11 protein-coding genes are annotated in these 21,046 nt (G+C 63.3%); 3 read left to right on the forward strand and 8 right to left on the reverse strand.

Annotated features, from left to right (window positions below; translation table 11 throughout):
* The first annotated feature begins 192 nt into the window (after window positions 1–192).
* The 3 genes from Pla123a_RS06320 (at window position 193) to lhgO (ending at window position 3,194) form a co-directional block, all read left to right on the forward strand.
* The gene (locus Pla123a_RS06320) at window positions 193–666 is read left to right on the forward strand and encodes a hypothetical protein (RefSeq protein ID WP_146584982.1); all 474 of its coding nucleotides are present in this window, start codon (window positions 193–195) and stop codon (window positions 664–666) included.
* A 290-nt stretch (window positions 667–956) separates the two neighbouring features.
* Window positions 957–1,949 carry a transglutaminase-like domain-containing protein gene (locus Pla123a_RS06325; protein ID WP_231956342.1) on the forward strand — a complete coding sequence of 331 codons (993 nt, stop codon included), beginning with the start codon at window positions 957–959 and terminating at the stop codon, window positions 1,947–1,949.
* A 48-nt stretch (window positions 1,950–1,997) separates the two neighbouring features.
* Window positions 1,998–3,194, forward strand: a complete 1,197-nt coding sequence (gene lhgO / locus Pla123a_RS06330; RefSeq protein WP_146584986.1) for an L-2-hydroxyglutarate oxidase — start codon at window positions 1,998–2,000, stop codon at window positions 3,192–3,194.
* Window positions 3,195–3,604: 410 nt separating this feature from the next.
* Here lhgO and Pla123a_RS06335 read toward each other — a convergent pair whose 3' ends face one another.
* The 8 genes from Pla123a_RS06335 to Pla123a_RS06370 all read right to left on the reverse strand — a co-directional run bounded on the left by Pla123a_RS06335 (window position 3,605) and on the right by Pla123a_RS06370 (window position 20,942).
* Window positions 3,605–5,497: a glycoside hydrolase family 30 beta sandwich domain-containing protein gene (locus tag Pla123a_RS06335; RefSeq protein WP_197527733.1), complete on the reverse strand. Its 1,893-nt coding sequence runs from the start codon at window positions 5,495–5,497 to the stop codon at window positions 3,605–3,607.
* On the reverse strand, window positions 5,494–7,899 hold the full coding sequence (locus Pla123a_RS06340; RefSeq protein WP_146584988.1) for a FecR family protein: 2,406 nt from the start codon (window positions 7,897–7,899) through the stop codon (window positions 5,494–5,496). Before Pla123a_RS06340 ends, Pla123a_RS06335 begins: the two co-directional genes overlap by 4 nt.
* A gap of 65 nt (window positions 7,900–7,964) precedes the next feature.
* Window positions 7,965–8,519 carry a sigma-70 family RNA polymerase sigma factor gene (locus Pla123a_RS06345; protein WP_197527734.1) on the reverse strand — a complete coding sequence of 185 codons (555 nt, stop codon included), beginning with the start codon at window positions 8,517–8,519 and terminating at the stop codon, window positions 7,965–7,967.
* 79 nt (window positions 8,520–8,598) lie between these two features.
* Complete coding sequence (locus Pla123a_RS06350) at window positions 8,599–9,624, reverse strand: DUF1559 family PulG-like putative transporter (protein ID WP_146584992.1); 1,026 nt, start codon at window positions 9,622–9,624, stop codon at window positions 8,599–8,601.
* Between the two features lie 17 nt (window positions 9,625–9,641).
* Window positions 9,642–11,558, reverse strand: a complete 1,917-nt coding sequence (locus tag Pla123a_RS06355; RefSeq protein ID WP_146584994.1) for a hypothetical protein — start codon at window positions 11,556–11,558, stop codon at window positions 9,642–9,644.
* Between the two features lie 93 nt (window positions 11,559–11,651).
* Window positions 11,652–12,506 carry a hypothetical protein gene (locus tag Pla123a_RS06360; RefSeq protein WP_146584996.1) on the reverse strand — a complete coding sequence of 285 codons (855 nt, stop codon included), beginning with the start codon at window positions 12,504–12,506 and terminating at the stop codon, window positions 11,652–11,654.
* Window positions 12,507–13,212: 706 nt separating this feature from the next.
* On the reverse strand, window positions 13,213–19,620 hold the full coding sequence (locus Pla123a_RS06365) for a beta strand repeat-containing protein (protein WP_146584998.1): 6,408 nt from the start codon (window positions 19,618–19,620) through the stop codon (window positions 13,213–13,215).
* A gap of 545 nt (window positions 19,621–20,165) precedes the next feature.
* Window positions 20,166–20,942 (reverse strand): sugar phosphate isomerase/epimerase family protein, encoded by a 777-nt coding sequence (locus Pla123a_RS06370; protein WP_146585000.1) that lies wholly within the window; start codon window positions 20,940–20,942, stop codon window positions 20,166–20,168.
* Between the last annotated feature and the right edge of the window lie 104 nt (window positions 20,943–21,046).

Raw genomic sequence — 21,046 nt, forward strand, 5'->3', positions numbered from 1 at the left:
AGAAACGTAGCACGCGATAAACGCCCGCGCCGGAGCAATGTTGAAAAAAATCAACGGTTGAGTTTGCACATCACGCAGGGTGGGCTAGAGTTGCGTGGCTCCACGCCGCGGACCTTGTTGATGTTGAGGTTCCGCCCCGCCTTACCAGTGCGACCCTCACGCGCTGCGCCTTCCCCCCAGGGAGGACCTGCCATGAAACGATTCACGTTATTGCTCGCAGCGCTGATGCTGGTGTCCAGCACTGTCGGCTGCGGCTGTGTACGCCGACTGCGAGACCGGCTGTGCCGCGGCTCCTACTGTGGGCCCGCCGCCGCGGTGGCCCCGGCCGCGATCGCCTCGCCCGGCATGTACGCGGCGCCGGCCCAGACGCCCTACCAGCAGCCCGTCCAGCAGCCGGTGATGGCGCCCGCGCCGATGATGATGATGGCCCCGCAGCCCATGATGACCAACTGCGTGCCGTGCGACCCGTGCTGCATCCCCTGCGACCCGTGCGGGGGCGGCTACTACGGCGCCGGCTACCCAATGAACGGTATGTACGATTCCGGCTGGTCCGGTTCGTGCGGCTGCAGTGGCGGCAGCGACTACGACTCCAGCTCGGCGCCCGTCCCTGCGGGCGGGGGGTTTAACGACCCGGCGCCGGTCGGCTCCGGCGACCGAGGAGCCTAGCCACCGAAACAACCGATAGTCCGGGCCGGACTCCTTCGCCGCCGCACCGCCCTCCCCTCCTAGGCGGCGATTAGTTTGGCCCCCGTGGCGACCGCATGATGTGGTCGGCCGCGGACCTAATGCGACCCCGTCTGGTCTTCCCATCCTGAAGCGGGCCAGACGGGGTCGCTCTTGTTTTGACGGTTGTAGTGCGGCGTGTGCACCGCGTCGGCGGTGCGGAGTACAATAGAGGGACCCGCCCCGACGAACCCCCTCTGGAGTTCCCTCTGCGTATGTCCTGCTCGCCGCGATTGCGTTCGACTTATCTCACCGCCGCCGCCGCGCTGCTCGCGGCGTTGCTGACAGCCGCCCTGCCCCGCGCCGCGCTCGCGCAGCTGAAGGAAGCCGAGCCGGAGACCGAGGGCGTCGTGTTCGGCGAACCGGCGGTCGGCAGGTTCAAGGTCGGAGCCGAGATTACTGCCTCACGCGGCGCGGTGAAGAACATCCGCGCGATGGTGGCCGTCCCGCTTGAGTGCGCCGAGCAGGAGGTGCGGATCGCCGAGGAAGAATTCAGCAGCGAGGTCGATTCAGTCGAGTACCGCATGCTCAACGGCGACGGCGCCCGGCAGATGGTGATCAACATCCCGTTCTTGGCCGCCGGCGCCACGGCCCGCGCGGTCGTGACCTACGACGTCACGACCCGGCCGGTGCTGCCTCCCGAGGACGACCAGGCCGCCGCGTACAAGATCCCGGAGAAGCCCGACCGCCGGCTGCGGCGGTACCTCACGGCCAGCCCGTACATCGAGTCTCGCCACGGCACGGTCCGCAAGCTGCATCGCGAGGCGCTCGCCGAGGCCGACGAGGACCTGTCGGACTGGCAGCGGGTCGAGCTGCTGTACGACAAGATGCTGGAAACCATCGAGTACATCGAGGGGGACGACAAGTCGGCCCTGCAGACCCTGCGGGACGGCAACGCGGACTGCCACGGCCGCAGCGCGGTCTTCATTGCGTTGTGCCGTTCGGCCGGCGTGCCGGCGCGGGTCGTCTGGGTCAACAACCATTGCTACGCCGAGTTTTATCTGGAAGATGAAGCAGGCGAGGGACGCTGGTTCCCCGCCGAGAGTGCGGGCAGCCGAGCCTTCGGCGAGATGCCGCTGGCGCGGGTCATCCTGCAGAAGGGCGACAGCTTCACGGTGCCCGAACGCCGCCGCGACAAGCTTCGGTACGCCACGGACTTCATGATCGGGACCCCCATGCCCGGATCGGGGCAGCCCAAGGCCAAGTACATCCGAGAGCAGCTCTAACCGCCCCGCCCCGACACTGGTTTGCCGGAGGCCGGGCCCGAGTCCCCCATGCAGAACAGCGACCTGTTAGTTATCGGCGGCGGCATCGTGGGGCTGGCGACCGCCTACCGCTTCACCCAGCGGTTCCCCGGCAAGCGGGTCACGCTGCTCGAGAAGGAGGACGCGGTCGCGCTGCACCAGACCGGCCGCAACTCGGGCGTGCTGCACTCGGGCATCTACTACAAGCCGGGCTCGCTCAAGGCGATCAACTGCCGCGACGGCAAGCTCGCCATGGAGCAGTTCTGCCGTGACGAGGGGATCCCGTTTGATGTCTGTGGCAAGGTAATCGTCGCGGTCGACCCGACCGAGCTCCCTGCGCTGGACGCCATCCGCCAGCGCGGGGAGCAGAACGGCGTCGCGTGCAGCGTGATCGAACGCGACGAGCTGCTCGAGATCGAGCCCCACGTGAGCGGCGTCCGCGCGCTGAAGGTCCCCTCGACCGGCATCGTTGACTACGGCGAGGTGAGCCGCCGTTTGGCCGACAAGATCCGCGCGGCCGGCGGCGACGTTCGGCTCTCGGCCGAGGTGGTCGGGATCGATCAGGGCGGCGATCAGATTGTCGCGAAGACCGTTCAGGAAGAATTCTCCGCGGGCTGCCTAGTAAACTGCTGCGGCCTGTACAGCGACCGCGTCGCGGAGCTGTCGGGCGCGCAGCCCGGCGCGCGGATCATCCCGTTCCGCGGCGAGTACTTCAAGCTCAAGGACGACGCCAAGCACCTGGTGCGGGACCTGATCTACCCGGTGCCCGACCCCTCGTTCCCGTTCCTGGGCGTGCACTTCACGCGGATGATCGACGGCGCCGTAGAGTGCGGACCCAACGCGGTGCTGGCGTTCGCCAAAGAGGGCTACTTCAAGACCGACGTGAACCTCGGTGAGCTGGCGGGCAGCCTGACCTACCCCGGCTTCGTGAAACTGGCCCTCAAGTACTGGAAGACCGGCGCGGGCGAGATGTGGCGGAGCTTCTCCAAGCAGGCCTTCGTCAAGGCGCTGCAGCGGCTCTGCCCCGAGATCCGCGCCGAGCACCTCGAGCCGGCTCCGGCCGGCGTGCGTGCCCAGGCCGTGCTGCGCGACGGCTCGCTGGTCGACGACTTCCTGATCGAGGAGCACGGCGCGGCGGTCAACGTGCTGAACGCGCCCAGCCCGGCGGCGACCGCCTCGCTCAACATCGGCGGGCTGATTGTTGACCGCCTGGCGGAGCGGTTCTAGGACGCGTAGGAGCCATGCGTCGAAAGCAGGGACAGGCTCGGTAGGCCAACGCCGTGCAGCGGAGCCGTACTACCAGCCAACGGGAGTTAGCCCCTAGTTTGGAGCACGCCGGCCACCGTCGCCGCCTACGGAGATGGACGACACCTCAGCAGCTCATCTCTCGACCGAATCTGCCGAATTCCATGAAGCGTGTGCAGGTTCAATGGTCTTGAATCTGATCGCGGTTGTGACAACCTCAGCGAGTTTGCCGTCCCTCTCCGGCGCCGCGGGCGATGCAACCGCTGTCGATAAAGGCGGTACGCGATAGCGAGATGCCAAGCGGAAACTGCAAGCTGCAGTCCGGTTCAGCGCGCAAGGTCTGACAGCGTCGCCGATCAGCCGCCCATCAGTAGACGCATATCGAGACCTCCTCAGCCGCCTGCAGGGATCACCAACGTAGTGATTGAACGTTCAGGGCTCAGAGTTTGGGTAAGCAGGCCGTCCATAGCCAGGGTGTAGCGAACGGGGAACTCCTGTTCGTTAAGAACTACGACCACCACCGAGCCGTCTTCGTTGCGAAATGCGGTTGAGAGGAGCTCTCTGCCGGTGTTTGCTGACAGGACACGTCGGGCGCCGGGGCGGATGAATCGGCTGAAGTGACCCAGGTAGTAGTACGAACTGTTGTAGAGCAGACGGTCGCTCTCGACGTCGGCCATGATGGGGGCGCTGCAGTAGTTGCCCACGTGGTTGGGGCCGCCGCCCATGTTCAGCAGGAGGTTCCAGTCGATCCACCCGCTGGCGCCGCTGTTGAGATCATTGATGACCGACCGTGCGTAGCGCTCGCCCGCCGTCCAATCTCCTACGTCCTCCGTGCCCTCGAAGCAACCCTCGGTAAATAGCAGCTTCTTGTCCGGGTAGAAGTCCGTCAGCATCTGGGCGTGGTGGTGTTCATCAGAAACGTACCAGTGAAACCCGGCCCCCCACACGTATTGCGCCGCCTCCGGGTCGTCGTACACGGTTTTGGCGCGGTCGAAGAGCAGATCGCGATTGTGGTCCCACACGATCAGGCGGATGTTGGCGAGGTCCGCGCTGTGGAGCGCCGGCCCCAAGAAGTCGCGGACAAAGTCACGTTCTTCTTCTGCGGTGTAGATGCAAGACTCCCAACGCTGCACCGCCGCCGGCTCGTTCTGAACGGTGAGGCCCCAGATTTCAATGCCTTCCCTAGCGTACTCTTCGATGTAACGGCAGTAGTACCTCGCCCAGGCGTCGCGATACTCGGGCTTGAGCTTCCCTCCGCCTGTCATTTCCCCGTTGGTTTTCATCCACGCAGGCGGGCTCCAGGGCGACGCCAGCAGCTTAAAACCTCGGCCCCGAGACGCACGCTGGGCGGCCTTGATCAGCGGTATGAGGCGCTCACGATCATGGTCGATGCTGAAGTGCTCAAGATCGACGTCACCCTCCACCTCATCGTAGGAGTAGTTGCCCACAGAAAAGTCACAGCTATTGATGTGGGTTCGGCAGAGTGTGTAGCCGTGTCCCGTCTCGCCATCGAAGTAGGCCCGCAGCAGCTCCTCCTGCCTGGCGGGGGAGAGCTGGGCGAAGACGATGCCGGCCGATTCCGTAAAGGCGCCCCCAAAGCCCTCGATCGTCTGAAAGGACTCTGACGTGTTGACGGCGATAGTAGTCGAGTTTGGCGCGGCCTCTGTCAGCGGACTCAGGCTGTCGCATTCTCTTAAACGGCTGCCGCGCAGCTGCGCTGTGGTGATTACCTTAATCGGTCCCGAGGTGTCGGGCTTGACGTTGTGTCCCGGCCGCAGTCCTTTGCCGGTTAAGCGCACCGATCGAATGTTGCCGAACACGCCATTCGCAAGCTCGGACGGCTGCAACCGCACGACGTGCTCGCCGGCGGGCACCTCCGCACTGCCTAAGGAGATCACACTGAATCTGTCCCAGGCGCCCGTGTCCTGCATGGCGCCGTTGAACGACGCGTCCCCCACCGAGACCACGTACGGGCTGCCCGCGAAGGGCGCCTGCGCCGCCATCTCGACCTGCACCTCCAGCTTGCAAGGCCGGTCCACCCAGACGGTCCAGGCCGCGACGCTCTCCGCACTGTGCCAGTGTGTCAGCCTTTCGCGCTCGTGGCGGATTGGCGGACCGGCAAGCTCCGCGGTGTAGCCGCTGAGAACGATCGTGACTTCCGCGTCGTCTCGAGCATCCCCCGTGCGACTTTCTGCAGAGGCAAGGGACAACCATACGAGAGGAGCAAAGGCCCCCAGCAACCACGCCGCTGGGCGGGTATTCCTGCGGGAACAAATGCCGGTCATCGGTCGCTCGGTGTTGGAGGCGTCGGCGGCCGGGGCCGTGCTTGGTAGATGCGGACGTCATCGACGAGGATCGGCGACCCCCAGCAGCTCTCAAACGCAACCGCCCCTCGCTCCGCGGAGTACGCCGCGGGCGCGGCCACGGTCATCGGCTCCTCGGCCCGCTGGGGATCGATAACTGTGAGCGACACGGCATGCCCATCGTCCACCACACGGAACAGGTACGACCGCGCGCCCGGATCCACCTCGACCCCTTGCGTTGCCAGCAGCGATATCGAGTTGGCGGCCGGCTTCTCGTGGACTTCGAGCGTGTGCTTCAGGTCCACCGCCGCGGGCCAGAAGTTGACCCGGACGCCACGCTGCAGCACCGAGTTCTCCCAGCCGGGGCCCTGCCCCCGCTGGCGATCCGCCCGCGTCATCACAGCGAATGAGGCGCCATAACCCGACAAGAAGTTCTCTGCAAATCGGACGCGACCAAGGATTGTCAGGGTGCCTTCTTGCGGGTTCAGCGGGAGGCGGGTCAGCAGGTACGGCCGTCGCTTCCAGGTGTCGATGTGACCAGCATTATTGGCTCGCCCAAGCTGTAGGCCACCGTTGTCTAGCAGCACTTCTTCCAGCGTGGCCCATTTGGTCCGGTCGATCTGCTCGCCGTCAAAGCTGTCGTGAAGGACTAACTCAGCGTCCTGAGGAACGAGGCGGTCGAGCAGCAGGATCTCGTGGCCGTGTTTCTTTGTGTCGCTGGCCACAAGGGAACTGAGGTCGCCGTAGGTGGCGATCGGGACGAGCGTCGGATCTTGAGTGATCTCGACCCGATCCACCAGCACGGCGCCCACCGCAGGCCCTTCCAAAGCGATGTGGTTCCGCTTGCCGCGGAAAAGCGAGCGGACAGTTACCGTCTTGCCCTCGGACGGGTTGTCACGCAACGAGACAGTGAATGAGACATTCACTCCGTCATCCCGAACAACTAGTCGATAGGGAACGCCGGGAATGGGGGGGGAGAAACCGCTCCATGAGATGCTGTTCAGCTCGCGGTTACTTTCCAGCTTGACGCCGGTGCGCAGCATGCCCGCCCTAGTGTCCGGATCGGACTCAACACTGCAGCGCGCACACGATGCGAGCACATCGTCCCACGGCGACGCCGCGACGCCCCGAGCGTTGGCGCTGCGGGTCAGCAGGGCAAAAGACGACGCCCCGACCGACGCCAACTCGTCGAACTCGACATCGCACGTGACGGTGATCGCACCGAGAGCAGGGTCGAACTCGTTGTTGGAAACGAGGTAGGAACGGCCGGCACAATCAGCACCGCCACCAAGCCGAAGACCGGCCGTGGTGGGCTCCGCAGCTCCCAAAGTGCGCCACTTCTGGGTGTCGAGTTGGGTATCGCGGAACCGGTCGACAAGCGAGCGGCCATCGGGCACGCTGCTGGCGTCCAGGTCGCGACCCAGCACGGCGCTGATAAATCGGTGCAGGTCGGCGCTCGACTGGACAAAGTTGTCCTCACTCCACTGCAGGCCGTCTCCCTTGTTGAGTTCGATCTTTTCCCCCCGCCGTGGACCTCCGTCGGGGAAGGCTTCGACCTTCCCTTTAAACACGTTCACCTCGGACACCCCAAAGTCGTCGACCGCGACGCCAAATTCGGTGCCGAGGTCGACAACCCTGCCATTGGGCGTCTCGATCGTGAAGCCGTGGCCCGCCTCGGTGACGGATGCAACCAGTCCCCCGCGAACCAGCTTGCCCCCTGCTGGTTCGACGAGGAACTCGGCCGGGCCGACAAGCATCAGCTTGGTGCCGCAGCAGTAGGTCAATTCGACCTCACCATCGGCGAGTTTGATGGAGCGGCCGGCTTCGATTCTAGCGCCTCTTGGCGGGGATCCGTCTGTGATCCGCCATTCCGCCCCCGGGGAGACGTGGCTCAAAGTCACACCGCGTAAGTCATCGGTCGTCGCATCCTGGGACGGCGACGCTACTCTCTCGACCGACGGCCAATTCGCCCAGAAGAATGCGAGCGAGGCGGCCAGCAGCAGCGACGCGGCCAGCTGCCAAAGTCCGGGTACGCGCCAGCGGGCCGACCGGATGTCCTGCTCATCGTTGCCCAGCGTCGCCAGCAGCGAAGCGGCGCCCTGGCAGTCGTTGTGTTGCGTTGCGTCCCCATTCACGCGGTCCCGTAGCAGCGCGGCCTCGCTAAACTGAAGTTTCCCTGAGCTGGTGAGGAGCCCGTGGTGCAGGGCGACGCAACGCAGATAAAGCCGTCTGGCGGCACGGCTTCGACTTAACCAGACGTCTAACTGCGCCGCCTCGTCTTCAGTCAGCAGGCCATCTTGCAGCCGTGTGCACAGCGTCAGTACTTCGCGTGCTTCGACCGCGGAAAGGCTGTCTGGAGTTGGATTGTCGGCGGGGTGTGACATCGCAACGTTTTCGTCGAGTGTGGTTTTGCTAGGGCCGTGGAACGGTTGGTCGCCATACGGCCTCTCTAGAAGTCGTTGGCAAGCTTACGCTCCAGGCAAGCCATTAGCGCACGGCGTATCCGCCCCAGCGATTTGGACAGGCGGTTCGCCGTGACTCCGATCTCCTCGGCGATCTTGTTGACCGAGGCGCCCGTTTCGTAGCGACGTCGGATCAGCGTCCGGTCAGACTCCGGCAGGTCCTTCAGGCAAGACTCCAGGACCTCCATCCGGGGTTCGGGTCCGCTAGCGTACTCCTCTGCATCATGCGCGAGCTTCTCGAGCGTCTCGTCGTCAAAGAGGCTTACGCCGCGCCTATTCCGTTCATGGTGCTTCAGGCTTTGCAGCCTGGCGATTTTGCAGGCCCACGCGAAGAAGTTAGTGCCGCTTTGGAATGTTTCGAACTTGTCCCACAGGACGAGGCTGGTTTCCTGCAGCACGTCCGATGCGTCGTTCGAAGTTGGCAGGAGAGCGAGCAGGAAGTATTGCAGCCGCTGGTAGTTCTCCGAATAGAGAGCCACAAACTCCGCCGTTCTATCCTGCTTTAGTGGCGGCTCCTGTGAGCCGTCTTTCGGCGATTCCATTGTCGAGTTCCAGGGACGCGGGGCTTGGGTGTCGTCGTTCCCGCAGAATAAGACGATCGAACCCTGCCGCACCAGGCTCCTAGGGTCCGGGGTACAGATCGGTGTCGTCATCACGTCCGCCGAATTTGTAGAAGACCTCTTCATCGACGCCGTACTCCACGCTGCGGATCGATCCATCACAGAAAGCCATGTTCATGGTGCCGGCGTGGGGCGCGCCGAAGGGCGGGATGTCGTTGCCGTTCTCAGTGTTGAACCCGCTGCCGTCCTGGGAGGGCGTCCACGCCACTGAGGCGTTGCTGCTGGTCGGCTTCCAGCCGGTATAGCGGAGGTTGTCCTGGTCGTGGCCGACGAAGATGTTCTGGTCGTCCGCCGGGTCGGACCCGTCGAGGTACTGGGCGGGGTCCATGTACTTCTCGCCAATGAGGGCGGTCTTGCTGGTGCCGTCGGTGATCTTGGCGAGCCGCACGGTGCTGCGTTGGTACATAGCGCCGTTCTGAGTCTTGGTGATCCAGCCGGCGAAGGAGTTCACCGCGGCGGGATTCTCCGGTCCGCCCTGACCGGTGGGGTTGATGTTGCCGGCGTTGCCCGCGTAGTCGGACCGGGCGACGAAGCAGTCCCCCACGCGGCAGTTGCGGAGGTTGAACGCCAGAAAGTTGTTCCGCAGAATCGGATACAGCTGTGCCTCGCGTCGCGAAGGGCAGACGAACATCTCGATGGGCGTCTGCACCAGACGCAGCATCTGGGACTCTTTGTCGGCGGCGCCGCTGATGCCCGAGGCGACGTCGCGGAGGCCCTGCTCCTCGACGTAGGCCAGCAGGCCGTAGGGCCAGCCGCCGCGCTGGTCCTTGCCGTAGCCCTTGTCGGGGTCCGGCTGCCACCTCCAGCCGAAGCCGGAGGTGGGCAGGAAGCCGTGCGTGCTCTCGTGGTTCAGGCACCCCAGCGACAGCTGCTTCAGGTTGTTCTTGCACTGCGTCCGGCGGGCCGCCTCACGAGCGGCCTGAACAGCGGGCAGCAGCAAAGCGATGAGCACGCCGATGATGGCGATCACCACCAAGAGCTCTACCAGCGTAAATGCCGTGCGACTATTCTTGCATCGGTTCTGCATCGGATAACTCTTTCCTTTCAGACGCGGCACCGCCGCTGCGAACCCCGTCGCCGTAGACCAGCGAGAGTCGAGAGCAGCAACGCTATACAGGGCGCCGCAGGCTCTGGAACGCCGACGGCTGCTGGGCCAGCGGCAGCACCGGTGGTGGCCCCATACTGGGACCGCCAAAGCGCGTAGTCCGCCTGCACGACTGTGCCGCCTCCTGAGCCATTACCGTTTAGAGCTTCATCGCTCTGACCCAGGTTGTCCCGCCAGACTGAGTAGTCCGCGGCGTCAACCGAGCCATCGTTATTAAAGTCGCCAGGAAGCCCCTGGGGGAGCACCGTCAACTCGTCGTCGAAGACGACTTTTCCGAAGCGGGTAAAGTCTTCGCTTGGCAGCGAGAACTCGAACACCAAGTCCTCACGGGCGCCGGCCGCATCAAAGTCGTACAGGTTGCCGAGGCTCTGGGCGCCCCCGCTGGCTAGACTAAGAGCGCCAAGCGGGTTTAGTTCCGAAACGGCGCCAGCCTCGTCATCTGCGACGCGCCAAACGCCGCCAATCGGCGACCAGCCCTGACCCATAGGCGCGAGCGACAGAGACTCGGACGTAATCGTGTAGGTGTCGATCGCGACCGCTTCCCTGAAGCCATTTATAATCTGCGCGGCGCCGGTCGTGCGGTCGACGTTCAGCGTTAGGGTGTCGGTCGCGACCCCTTCGTAGACCACGATTCCGCTGACCGTTCCCTCGCCAGCGGGCGTGAATTCGAACGCGATATCGTCGGTGTCCTCACCGAATGCCTTATTGGCTGGCTGAAAGATGGCGCCAAGCGAGATAGTTGTGCCCGGCGAGAATGCTTGCGACGAGAGTGGGTTGAGTTCTGATAGCCCGGTCGCCGCTGGGTTGGCTTCCCGCCATTCGCTGCCGCCGATCGTGCTCGCGATGCTCGTCCAATTCGCTTGATCCAATGCGCCAGCTGCGGACAGCACGTCGTAGGAGTCGATGGGAATTGCGGCTGACGCGCCCGGGTTTTGTATCGACACCTCGCCCGACCGGCGGTTCACAACGAGAACCGGCTGCTGCTCCACAACTAGGCTGGTCTGGATCCCGTTCGCGCCTCCCGGAGCCGAGACCGGTCGCAGTGTGACCCCGACGCCCAGCTCGGGTACATCAGACGTATCAATGCTGGCAAACCCGTTTATCAATGAACCCGAGTCGGCGAGCAAGTAGGAGTCGCCAACCGACGGCGTAATGCCCTGCGTGTCAATCTTGAGCGTCCCGCCTAAGTCGAGCTGACCGCCGACGGATATTGGCGAGGGGCCGGCGGCTCCGAAACTCCATGTGTGGGTGCCCGCCTGGCCGAGGATGACATTGCCCAAGATCGACAGCGATACGCCGTCACCGGAAATCGTGAGGTTGCGGTCCAGGAACGCCACCGCCGCTGTTACAGATGCTGAACCAGACAGGTTGATCGAACTAGCCGCATTGGCGTTGGTCGGCGTGGCGAGCTCGTTGCCGATTGACAGCACACCACCCGAAGCGTTCAGTGTTCCCAGGCCACCATCGAGCCCAACCACGAGGTTGGCGGGGACGTCGCCCACCGAGGATTCGGTGCCCGGCCCCACAACAAGATTATCTCCTGTGCCGATGTTGAGTGTGCCGCTATAGGCGCCGCCGCGGCCTAGCACCAGCTGTGGCGTGGGCAACCCGGACCGGTCGCCATCGACATCGACCACTGGATTGGATCCGACCTCAAAGCCAGGGTCCGCGCCGATTACCGCTCGGCTGAAGGTCCCGTCGGGCGCAACTAGGAAACTCCAGTTGTTGCCATCAGAGAATGAAACGCCATCGCCGCCGAAGCCGCCCTCCGAGCCGATCCACACGTTTTCTTGCGCCATCGACGCGCCCGCCAGCGGAGCCACGACGAGCGCCGCAACGAGGGAGGCTGTTCGCAAACTGGCCTTCATAGTAGTACTGCCTTGGTGATGAGGCGCCGGAGCCGGGAACCCCGGCCACGAAGAATGAGAAGACGTAGCCTAATGCCAAGATCAGTTACGTCGCCGGCCAGCGCCGATCATGCCTGCTAATCCCATCGCTCCCAGCAGCGCTGCCGTCGGCTCCGGGACTCCGAGCGAAAAGAACGCTTGGAGCACCAGTTCAGGGCTGCCACCCAAGCCCAAATAGGCGTCCTTCCACTCGCGGAAGTCGCTGATGTTGACTACCCCATCAACATTGAGGTCACCGTCCGTTCTCGCGAGCGTCGTGCCGAATGTGTCGTTGGTCTCGCGCCAGTTGTCGAGGATCGGATCGAAGTCCTGCGGGTACTCCACTAAGCCGTTGCCGTCGGTGTCGCCCGGGATCGCGACCGTCCCAAGTGTGAGCACTGGCCACTCGCCCTGCTGCCCGGCCTCACGCATCGTGATCTTGTACGCGTCGTACACGGTGGCGAAGTCATCGGCGCCGTAGCTCAGCCGGAGGAACACGTAGTCGCCCGCGCCCGCCCCGCCGTCGTACGCGTCGTTCAAGTAGTTGAGCAGGGAAGAGTCACCGGTGGTGTCGGTGAAGTTGTTGGGTGCGCCCACGAACCCGGCCGGGCTTGAGGGGGTGAGGAAACTCTCTTGAATCAACACAACGCCCGGCGTCGGGTCGGGCGCGGATCCATTGTAGTAGTCATCAGTGATTATCGCGGGATTGGGGTCCCTTCGCACGGCGTACAAGTCAACATCCGTGGTCGTGGGGCCGGTGCCGATCTCGTGCACCATCACGCCTAGGTTGGCGTCGGTGAAGGGGTCGGCTACGGCGCCTAAGTTCGGAATCTGGAAGGGGAGCACGATTGCTGTCAGCCCTGGACCAAACCACTCACCAACGCTCGCGTTGTAGGTGCCAAAGGTGTCCGGATGCACTTGAGGCCAATCTCCAGCAGGCGGCAAGATGTCGCGAACCTCTAGAAACCCATCGTTGGCGTTTGAGTAGATGGTCAAGCCCGTGGCGTCGGGTGGAACTGCGAGTAATCCCACGAAACAGGCAAGCAGGGCGATCAGTGTGTTTGTCGTTCGTAACATCGATAGACTTCCTATTTCAGGATTTGCCCGCTGAGACGTGCAATCAGTGGGTGTCACGGGCATACGCAGAGGTACGCTTCAACAACGGGTCTTCGTAGTCAAGACAAGCTCTGAGGAGACATCGGCGGCTGACCGCCAGAAACCAGTGGACAACGCCTGACGGTCATCCTCGTCGGGCGTCGGGTCTGACATCTGAAGAGGACAGAGCCGCTTGGCAGCCACTCATGTAGGAAATACGACGGGCAGCCGGTTTCTGCACGGAATTCTACAGAAAAGCTGTCTAGCGATAGCAAGCAGGCACAAGCGATCTAGGCGCCTCCCACTCTAAGCCTGCTAAGAGACAGAGCGACGATCTCAATCAGATTCTCTACTGAAGTTGGACCAGCCGAGCGCTGGAAGGGTGTCCGCCCATCTACAGAGATCTTGTCTGGCCACGGAGGCCGCTGCAGGTTTATTGGCCGTCAAAGGTGCGTCGGGCGATGCAACCGCCAGCCGATCCGCGATCTTCTCACCAAAAAGCAATAGGCGAAGTCTCATAGGCCTAAGCTCACGAAATGAGGCACCTAAGACACACTGAACGGCCGCGGCAGAGAGCCAAAGCCGCTGCGACGAACCAACAGGCCACGAGAATAGCCGCCGATCGAGGTTCCGGAATTGTCGTGGAGCTAGATGGCGATACCGACGCGATGAGATGGTCTCGCCAAACCGAGTAGTCCGCTGCGTCGACTCGACCATCGTAATTGCCGTCGGCGCCCTCGCCCGGCTCTCCGCCTGAGCTCCCGTAGGAAGTCTTCCAGAGTTCGTAGTCAGACAGGTCAACCATGCCGTCGCGGTTGAAGTCACCGGGAAGCAGCAACGTCACCGAGATCGAGGCGCCGCTCGCGAAACCTCCGGAGAACGAGGAGGACCGCAGGAAAAGATCAAGGCTGCCGCCGTCTAACAGTACGCCGTTCAGCGATACGTACCGCTCATCAATGGGGTAGGGAGTGTTAGGGACGAGGACTTCGTCCAGGCTCTCGCCAGCGAGCGTAAATGACGTTCCGAAGATGTTCAGGGCGCCACCATCACGGACGGTGAGCCCGAATTCAAGATTGCCCCCGAAGACATTCAGGGTGGCGTTCTCGAAGATCTCTGCATCTTGACCAAGGGAACCGCCGAGAATGGAGACCTCCCCGCCTGAAAGAACGTCTGCGTAGGCGCCTACCGAGCCGTTGTGAATGTCGAGGGTGCTCCCGTCGCCGATATCAAGCGCGTCGCCGATTGCACCCCCGAGAACGGACACGGTGCTAGAGTAGACCTCGGCATTCCTGCCCACGGCGCCACCGGGCAGGACGCGGATCGAACTGCCGTGCCCCGCGGCAAAGTTGTCGAGCAGGGAGCCCCCTTGTTCCACGATGACGGCTTGCCCACGAGCGCCGATCTTTGTCGAGGCGTCGGCCACCACAATCGTCGAGCCGTCCACCGGTGGGAGCTCCGTCACGTGGAGCACGCCGCCACTGGTCGGAAGCCTGTCCCCGTCTAGCGTCGAAAACGCGAAGGGCGTTCCGTCGCTGAAGACTCCTGTAAGGGTTTCGCCAGTCGCCAGGCTCAAGGGGGCAGTTTCCCCCGGGGAGTTCAACCCAACAACAGGAATTCCGTCAATCCGGAAATCGCCGCCGCTCAGAACCAGCTCGCCGGAGACCGAAACGCCATCAGGGAAGGAGCCCCCTGACAGCTGCAGCGAGCTCCCAGAATTCGCCGTCAGTGATTCAAATGCCCCGCCAAACACGTCGACAACACTGCCAGACTCCGCGCGAAAACCAGAGCCGAGCTTGCCTCCTGATACGGACACGTAACTGCCCGATTTGGCGTCGAAGAATCGATCGACGATGCCCCCCTCGATCGACACAGTCGAACCGCTCAACGCGTCGAAACTCGAACCAAGCAGCCCGTCGACCACCACAACGGTAGACCCAGCGCGGGCAGTAAGGTAACTTCCCACGGCGCCTCCGGCAACGGTGAGCACTCCCCCTTCACGGACTTCTCCGCTGCGGCCGAGAGCGCCGCCTGCAAGGTGGTAGCTGGCGTCAGTGATATAAAAGTCGTTGCCCACGGAGCCTCCCACCTGCTGCGCGAGGGTCCCGGTGGAGAGGTTAAGACCGTCGCTGACCGTCCCGTCGTTGATGACCACGGAGCTGCCAATCGCACGGAAGTCCGACCCAATCTCGCCACTGTTGAGGGTCACACGTGAGCCGTTGTACGCGTCAAAACCTTCACCGATTGCTCCCCCGGCGACGACGACCTCCGCGTCGATCGACTCGAGGTAGCTGCCAGCGTGGCCCCCCGCCTCGACGAGCAATGAGCTGGCTCTGCCCGCTGTGAAGCTGTCCTCGAGCACCGCGCCGGAATCGACTCGCAGGGTTTGCCCTTCTCGGATGCCGTACGGAACCTGGTCGACCGACGCAACGATCTCTCCTGGGACAAGAGGAGGCAGCTCGGCTAGCTCCAACGTGATTGTGCCCGGCAACCGCGCTGTGTCAGCGTGATCGAGAACGAAGGGCGTGCCGTCCGCAAGCACGCCAGTCAACACCGCGCGGTAGGGCAGCGTTACTGAAACGGAGTCACCCTCTGCTAAGAGTCCTTCAACGGGATTGTCGTCCAGACGCAGATCCCCGCCGACTACCTTCATCGAGTAGGCGGAGATCGAAGTATCTGCAATTACTCCGCCCGCAAGAATGAGATTGCCTCCTACAGAGAATCGCGGCCCGACCCTTCCGCTGGTGATGATTGTATCGCTGCCGCCTCTCGCGGTACCGCTGCCCCGTACGCTCCCTCCCTCGACTCTCAGAGTACCGCCGTTGTAGACGTATGTGTCTCCTGCGACTTCGCCGGCGGAAAGCGTAACGGCGCCACCGTTTCGTACCGACAACGACTCCACGACGCCGCCGGTGACAGTGGCTTCACTCCCGAGATCAACCGTCAACCACTGAATCTGGGCGTCCCCAGAAATCGTAGCAGTGCCGCCGGGGTCCAGAAGCTCTGACAGCGGCGACGAGTTTGGCCTGGCCGTCAGATAGACATTTCCCACCGATCCGCCAGAAATCGCGGCACTGCTAAGACCGTGAACTACCATCGCTTCAACCTCGCCGCCGGTGACTGAAACACGACTGTCGCCGTAGACGCGGATTGTGCGCAATGAGCCCCCGTGGATGTCGACTTCGCTGTCGTAGACGAGTGTGGGCAAAGGCGCGCTATCGGTTCCCCCTAGCCGCCCGTCAGTCATCTCTAGCATAGAGCCGTTGAAGAGGCTCAGGCCATGATCGATGGCGCCGCCATTGAGGGCGACCTGAGCACTGTCCGCATGCACCCTCTTTCCGACAAACCCACCCACAGACACTTCCAATGCAGAGCCGCGCCCGAGGCGGAGGTTATCAGGGATAGTAGAGCCGTCGCTAACGTGCAAGGTCTGCCCCTGGCGGATTCCAGCGGGAACCGTATCGACTGAAGCGTCCACGTAGGCTGGGCCAACCGCGGGGAGGTCGGTGGCGAGGAGGGTGATATTGGAGTCGCTCCAACCGGACAGGTCGCCTGAAATCACTACCGGAGTCCCGTCAGAAAGCACTCCCGATAGTGTGGAGGTTCGCCCCAGCTGCACCACTTGGGAGTCCCCCGGAGCGGAGAGCCCGGAAATAGGTTCTCCGTTGAGAAAAAAAAGACCGCCTTCCAGGGAGATGGCGCCGGAGCCGGTGGGAGGGGAAAGGCTGGCAAAGGTCCCTCCGGCGATCTGAACCTTGCCGCCTGGGCTCGCAACATCCCCTGCGTGCCCGCCACTCTGGCGGATAAGACCGCCACTGCCCGCAAACGTTCGATCGACCGTTCCTCCTGATAACTGGACTTCGCCTTCGTGGGTGTAGAGATGTTCAAGGTGGCCTCCACGGACTAGCGCGACTCCCCCGTGTAGCACGCCGAACCCCGAACCAATCTCCCCTCTGTCGATTGTGACCGTGCTGTCAGCGGCTAGGAAATTCGCGCCGACAGCGCCCCCACTGATCGACACGACGCTCCCAATCGCGTAGAAATCGGACCCAATGGCGCCGTCGCTCAAGCTCACCGTGCCGTAGAACGAGTCGAGGTTGTCACCGACTTCACCTCCCTCAATCCGCAGCTCAGCGCCGGAGACTTCCAGGTTTGCTCCCACGACGCCGCCGGATTCGACGATCGCCAAGCCGCCCAACGCGACGCTGTAGTCCGCGGGGACTACCCCGCCAGCATCCACACGCAGCGTTTGACCGTGCCTGATCCCTTTCGGAAGAGTAGCGGACGACGCGGTGACCATCGCAGGGCCTGACTCAGGCACATTTGTTCTGGACAGCGTAACTGCGCTAACTGGTAGGCGGTCGTCGTCGAGGTCCGAGATCGCGAACGGGGTGCCGTCGGAGAGCACCCCAGTGAGCACGCTGCCATTGGCCAGCAACAACTGCGCCGAGTCCTCTCCATTGGCGAGGCCATCGACCGGATTGCCATTCAAAAAGAAGTAGTCACCGTAGAGAGACAGCCCGCCTTCGGGTCGGAAGTTGCTGCCGTGCGTTCCCCCAGACACGTGAAAATAGCTGCTGCTGGGGTCGCCCGCGAGGTTGTCGCCAATCCGGCCGCCTTCGAAGTACAGCTCACCTCGGATATAGGCGTCAGCGCCGATCTCTCCGTCTTTGAAGACAAGCGTCGAATTCGAATACGTTAAGAGGTCGTCTCCGATTTGACCCTCATAAACCGTCGCAACGCCATTGCTCAGCGACAGCCCATCGCCAACACTGCCTCCTGCCATCGTGAACGGGCCGTGGATGCCGGCGCTGTCACCTAATGCGCCGTCGGTCAGCTCCATCGCCAAGCCGGAAGTGGAGTAGAACCGAAAATCCTTTCCGAATTCTCCGCCGTCAACGGCCAGGGGCGTGTCCAGGAAGTCCGCGTCGTCGCCGAAAACCGCGCCCGCGATAAGCGTCGCTTGGGCGCCGTGAACCTCAAACTCGTCTCCGAATGTGCCTCCAGTGATCTGCACGCTTCCATCGGAGACGCTGAAGCGATGCCCTATCTGCCCAGCGGCTACGGTTAGCGCGGTGTCGGTAAACGCTGCGTCATCGCCGATCACTCCACCGGTTACCTCGACGACGCTCTGCGTCGCCTTGAAAGCGGATTGAATCTCACCTCCTGATAGGCTCACGCTGCTGGCGGTCGCGGTGAAGCCCTGCAGCACCACCCCGCCGGAGACGTTTACAGAGCTGTTCTCCGATTGAAGCCCTTGGCGTACAGAACCTCCGAAGACGTTGAGGTGGCTATTGTCTTGAAGCATCAATCCATCCCCAATGACTCCGCTGCGAAGATTAATGATGGACTCGCTGATATATATTCGCGATCCGGTGGCGGAGCCGCCGTCGATATTGACGACGCTTCCGGAACGGACGAGAGAGCGTCGATTTAGTATCACATTCTTGAGGTTGAGCGTGCTGCCAAACAGGAAGAGCTCTCCGTCCAATGCCCCTTCGTTCAGGTTGACGATGCTGCCATCGAACGCCTCGAGGTCTCCGCCGATTAGTCCACCAGAAAGGTTGATTTCTGCGTTTGTTGCTTCCAACCCGGCCCCCACAGATCCACCTTCTTGGATCGTCACGGTAGACCCCCGCCCCGCCTTGAAGTTCCTGCCAACCGACGCGCCTTCATCGACGAGCAGAGTTTGCCCGCTGCCGATTGCCCTTGGAATTTCATCACTGGAGGCGGTAATTAGTGTTGGCCCTGTGATAGGCGTGGCTTCAACCCGTTCCAACCGAATTGGCGTGTCGGGCAGCCGGTCTGGCCATTGTCCCGTGTCGTAGGCGGCGGCGAGGGAAAACGGCATGCCGTCGGCCAGCGTTCCGCTGAGAACGGATCCAGCGGGAATCGAGAGCATGACGCTATCACCAATCGAATCCAAACCGGACAGCGGCGCGCCGTTTAGTCGGAAGTCGGCGCCGACGAGCGCAAGCTCGCCGGCGACAGCTAAGCGGGCTCCGAAGACTCCGCCCTGGATTCGCACACGCGACTCGCTGTCAGCTGAAAACCGGGATCCTACCACGCCACCGGTGATGAGTAGCTCGCTTCCGTCGTAGAGCGAGAAATAGTCGCCGACTATCCCGTCGGAGATCGTAACTGTGCTCTCTCCGGTGGCGCTGAAGAAATCGCCGATCGTCCCAGAGGTCATCGTGACGTCGGCGTCCAACACGCGCGCGTCCTGCCCGATCATGCCGCCGGTAACCTCGAGCGTCGCGCCCGGAGCGACACGAAGGTAATCCGGCACGGTCGACCCCTCATCGACGATCAGCGTCTGGCCGAAACGAATTCCGATTGGCGGCTCGCCTTCCGAGGCAATGAACTCTCTGGGGATTGGGGCGGGAGTCGTTTGGTGCTGAAGCAGCACACCTTGCGACGGCAACTTTCCGTGCGACACATTCCTAAAAATGAACGGGGTCCCATCCGTGAGCGTTCCCGAGAGCGTCGCGTAGGCGGGCACCTGTAACGGTCGGCCCCACTGATAGCCGGGCAGTTGGGTCACCAGTACGCCGTCGAGCGTGAAGTTGTCACCGACGATCGTCATCTCGTTGTTAACGCCATAAGGCCCTCCCAGGAATTTTCCAAGCACTCCTCCCGACCACGTGAAGGGGCCCTGCGGGTACATAGAGTCGCCGATGACACCGCCAAGCAGGTGGACTTCTCCTCGAAAGGTAAAGTTGTTGCCGATGGAGCCATCGACGACGTTGACTGTGGTGCCGGTGTAGGCGCTGAAGTCGTCGCCAATATCGCCCCCCAGGACGTTCACCTCGATATTGCCGTTGCTGTAGTAGGTGCCAGCGGCGAGCTCGTGCCCGACGGTCCCGCCCTCGAGTACGTTAAGCTGAGTGTCCGGCAACAGAGTCACGCCATCCAGCAGCTCCGGAGGGACATCGATCACGGTGGTGAAGGTCGACGGGTCGGATTGCCCAGAGCACCGGCCCCCCGGCAAGACCAGGGAAACCATCGCTAGGGACGCGAGTGCAAAATGCCGGAGGCGAGTAGGCTCGTTGTTCAAGGCTAAGATGCTGGTCAGGGAGGCAGTGCAAGAAACCGCAAACCTTCAGTCTAGTCGGATTGGCCGCGAGGGGAAATGCACTTGACCTTGGCGATGCAGACACCAGCCGCGGAATAGGTGCAAACCTGGAATGATTCTGAAGACTCTGTCCGCAGATTGAAGCCATTTGCAAGGTTGCTGCGGTCGGGGCAACTCTGGCGGCTGGGCCGTGGCTGGAGGCTCGGCAGCTGGGATTACGTCACTCGCATTGGGTTTCCGCCGAAGTCGCTGAGGCTGGACCAGCCTCAGCGACTTGGGTTAATGGCGAAGTTGCAGAGGTCAAAGGTTGCCGATGCCACCTCTGGCAGTTCCAGACTCCCAGGATTCCGGCCGAACCTCGGTGCGGTTTTGCTGTCGATGGCTAGCATCGCCAGCCCGGCGCTGCCAACTCACACCGCCCGCAGGTACGCCACGGCGTTCTCCAACTCGTCGGGCCCGGCGCCCTCGCGGAGTTTGACGAAGAGCCAGTCGCGGTAGTCGTGCTCCTCGAGTCGGCCGAGCGCCTCGGGCCACTCGACGCTGCCGCGGCCGAGTTCGACCGGCACCGCGCCGCGGGTCGACAGGTCACGCACCGCGTCGGCGGCGTAGACGTGGGATAGCCGTCGGCCGATGGCGTCGAACGCCTGCTTGATGTCGACCCCCTCGGCGATCAGCCCGGCCGGGTCGAGGCTGACCCCCAGCAGGTGGTTGGGCAGCGTGTCGAGCAGGCCGGCGAGGGTCTCGAGCTGGTCGCCGCTGGCCTGCAACGCGATCCGCACGCCGATGTGGTCGGCGTGCCGGGACAGGGCCTGGAGCGAGTCTTCCAGCAGCGGCCGCTGCGGGTCGTCGGCGGCGGGCGGCTCGCCCAGACGCAGCACCACGACGCGTGCGCCCAGCTTGCGGGCGGCGGCCATGGCGGCCTGGGTCGCGGCGATGCGGCGGTCGAGTTCGCGCGGGTCGCCGAAGCCACGCCGGGTCGGGAACGCGGCGGCGCCGACCGTCAGCCGGAGGTCCTCCAGCAGCTTGCGGAGCTGGCGGACCGCCGACTCGGAGAGGTCGGCGGTCGGCAGCTCGGTGCGGAGATCGACCTCGACGCCGTCGGCGCCCGACTGCGAGGCGGACAGCAGCGCCGACCGCAACGGGCGGCGGAGCGAGCTGGTGACGACGCCGATTCTGACGGCTGGCATGGTGGTGACGGTTGGGGTTTGTCGGAATGATGTCGGGATTCAACGGCGTTGCGTCTGGGCTACGGTACATTTTCCCAGCGCTGCGTTGCAAGCGCCGCCCTCCC

This window comes from Posidoniimonas polymericola (genome assembly GCF_007859935.1).
GTDB lineage: Bacteria > Planctomycetota > Planctomycetia > Pirellulales > Lacipirellulaceae > Posidoniimonas > Posidoniimonas polymericola.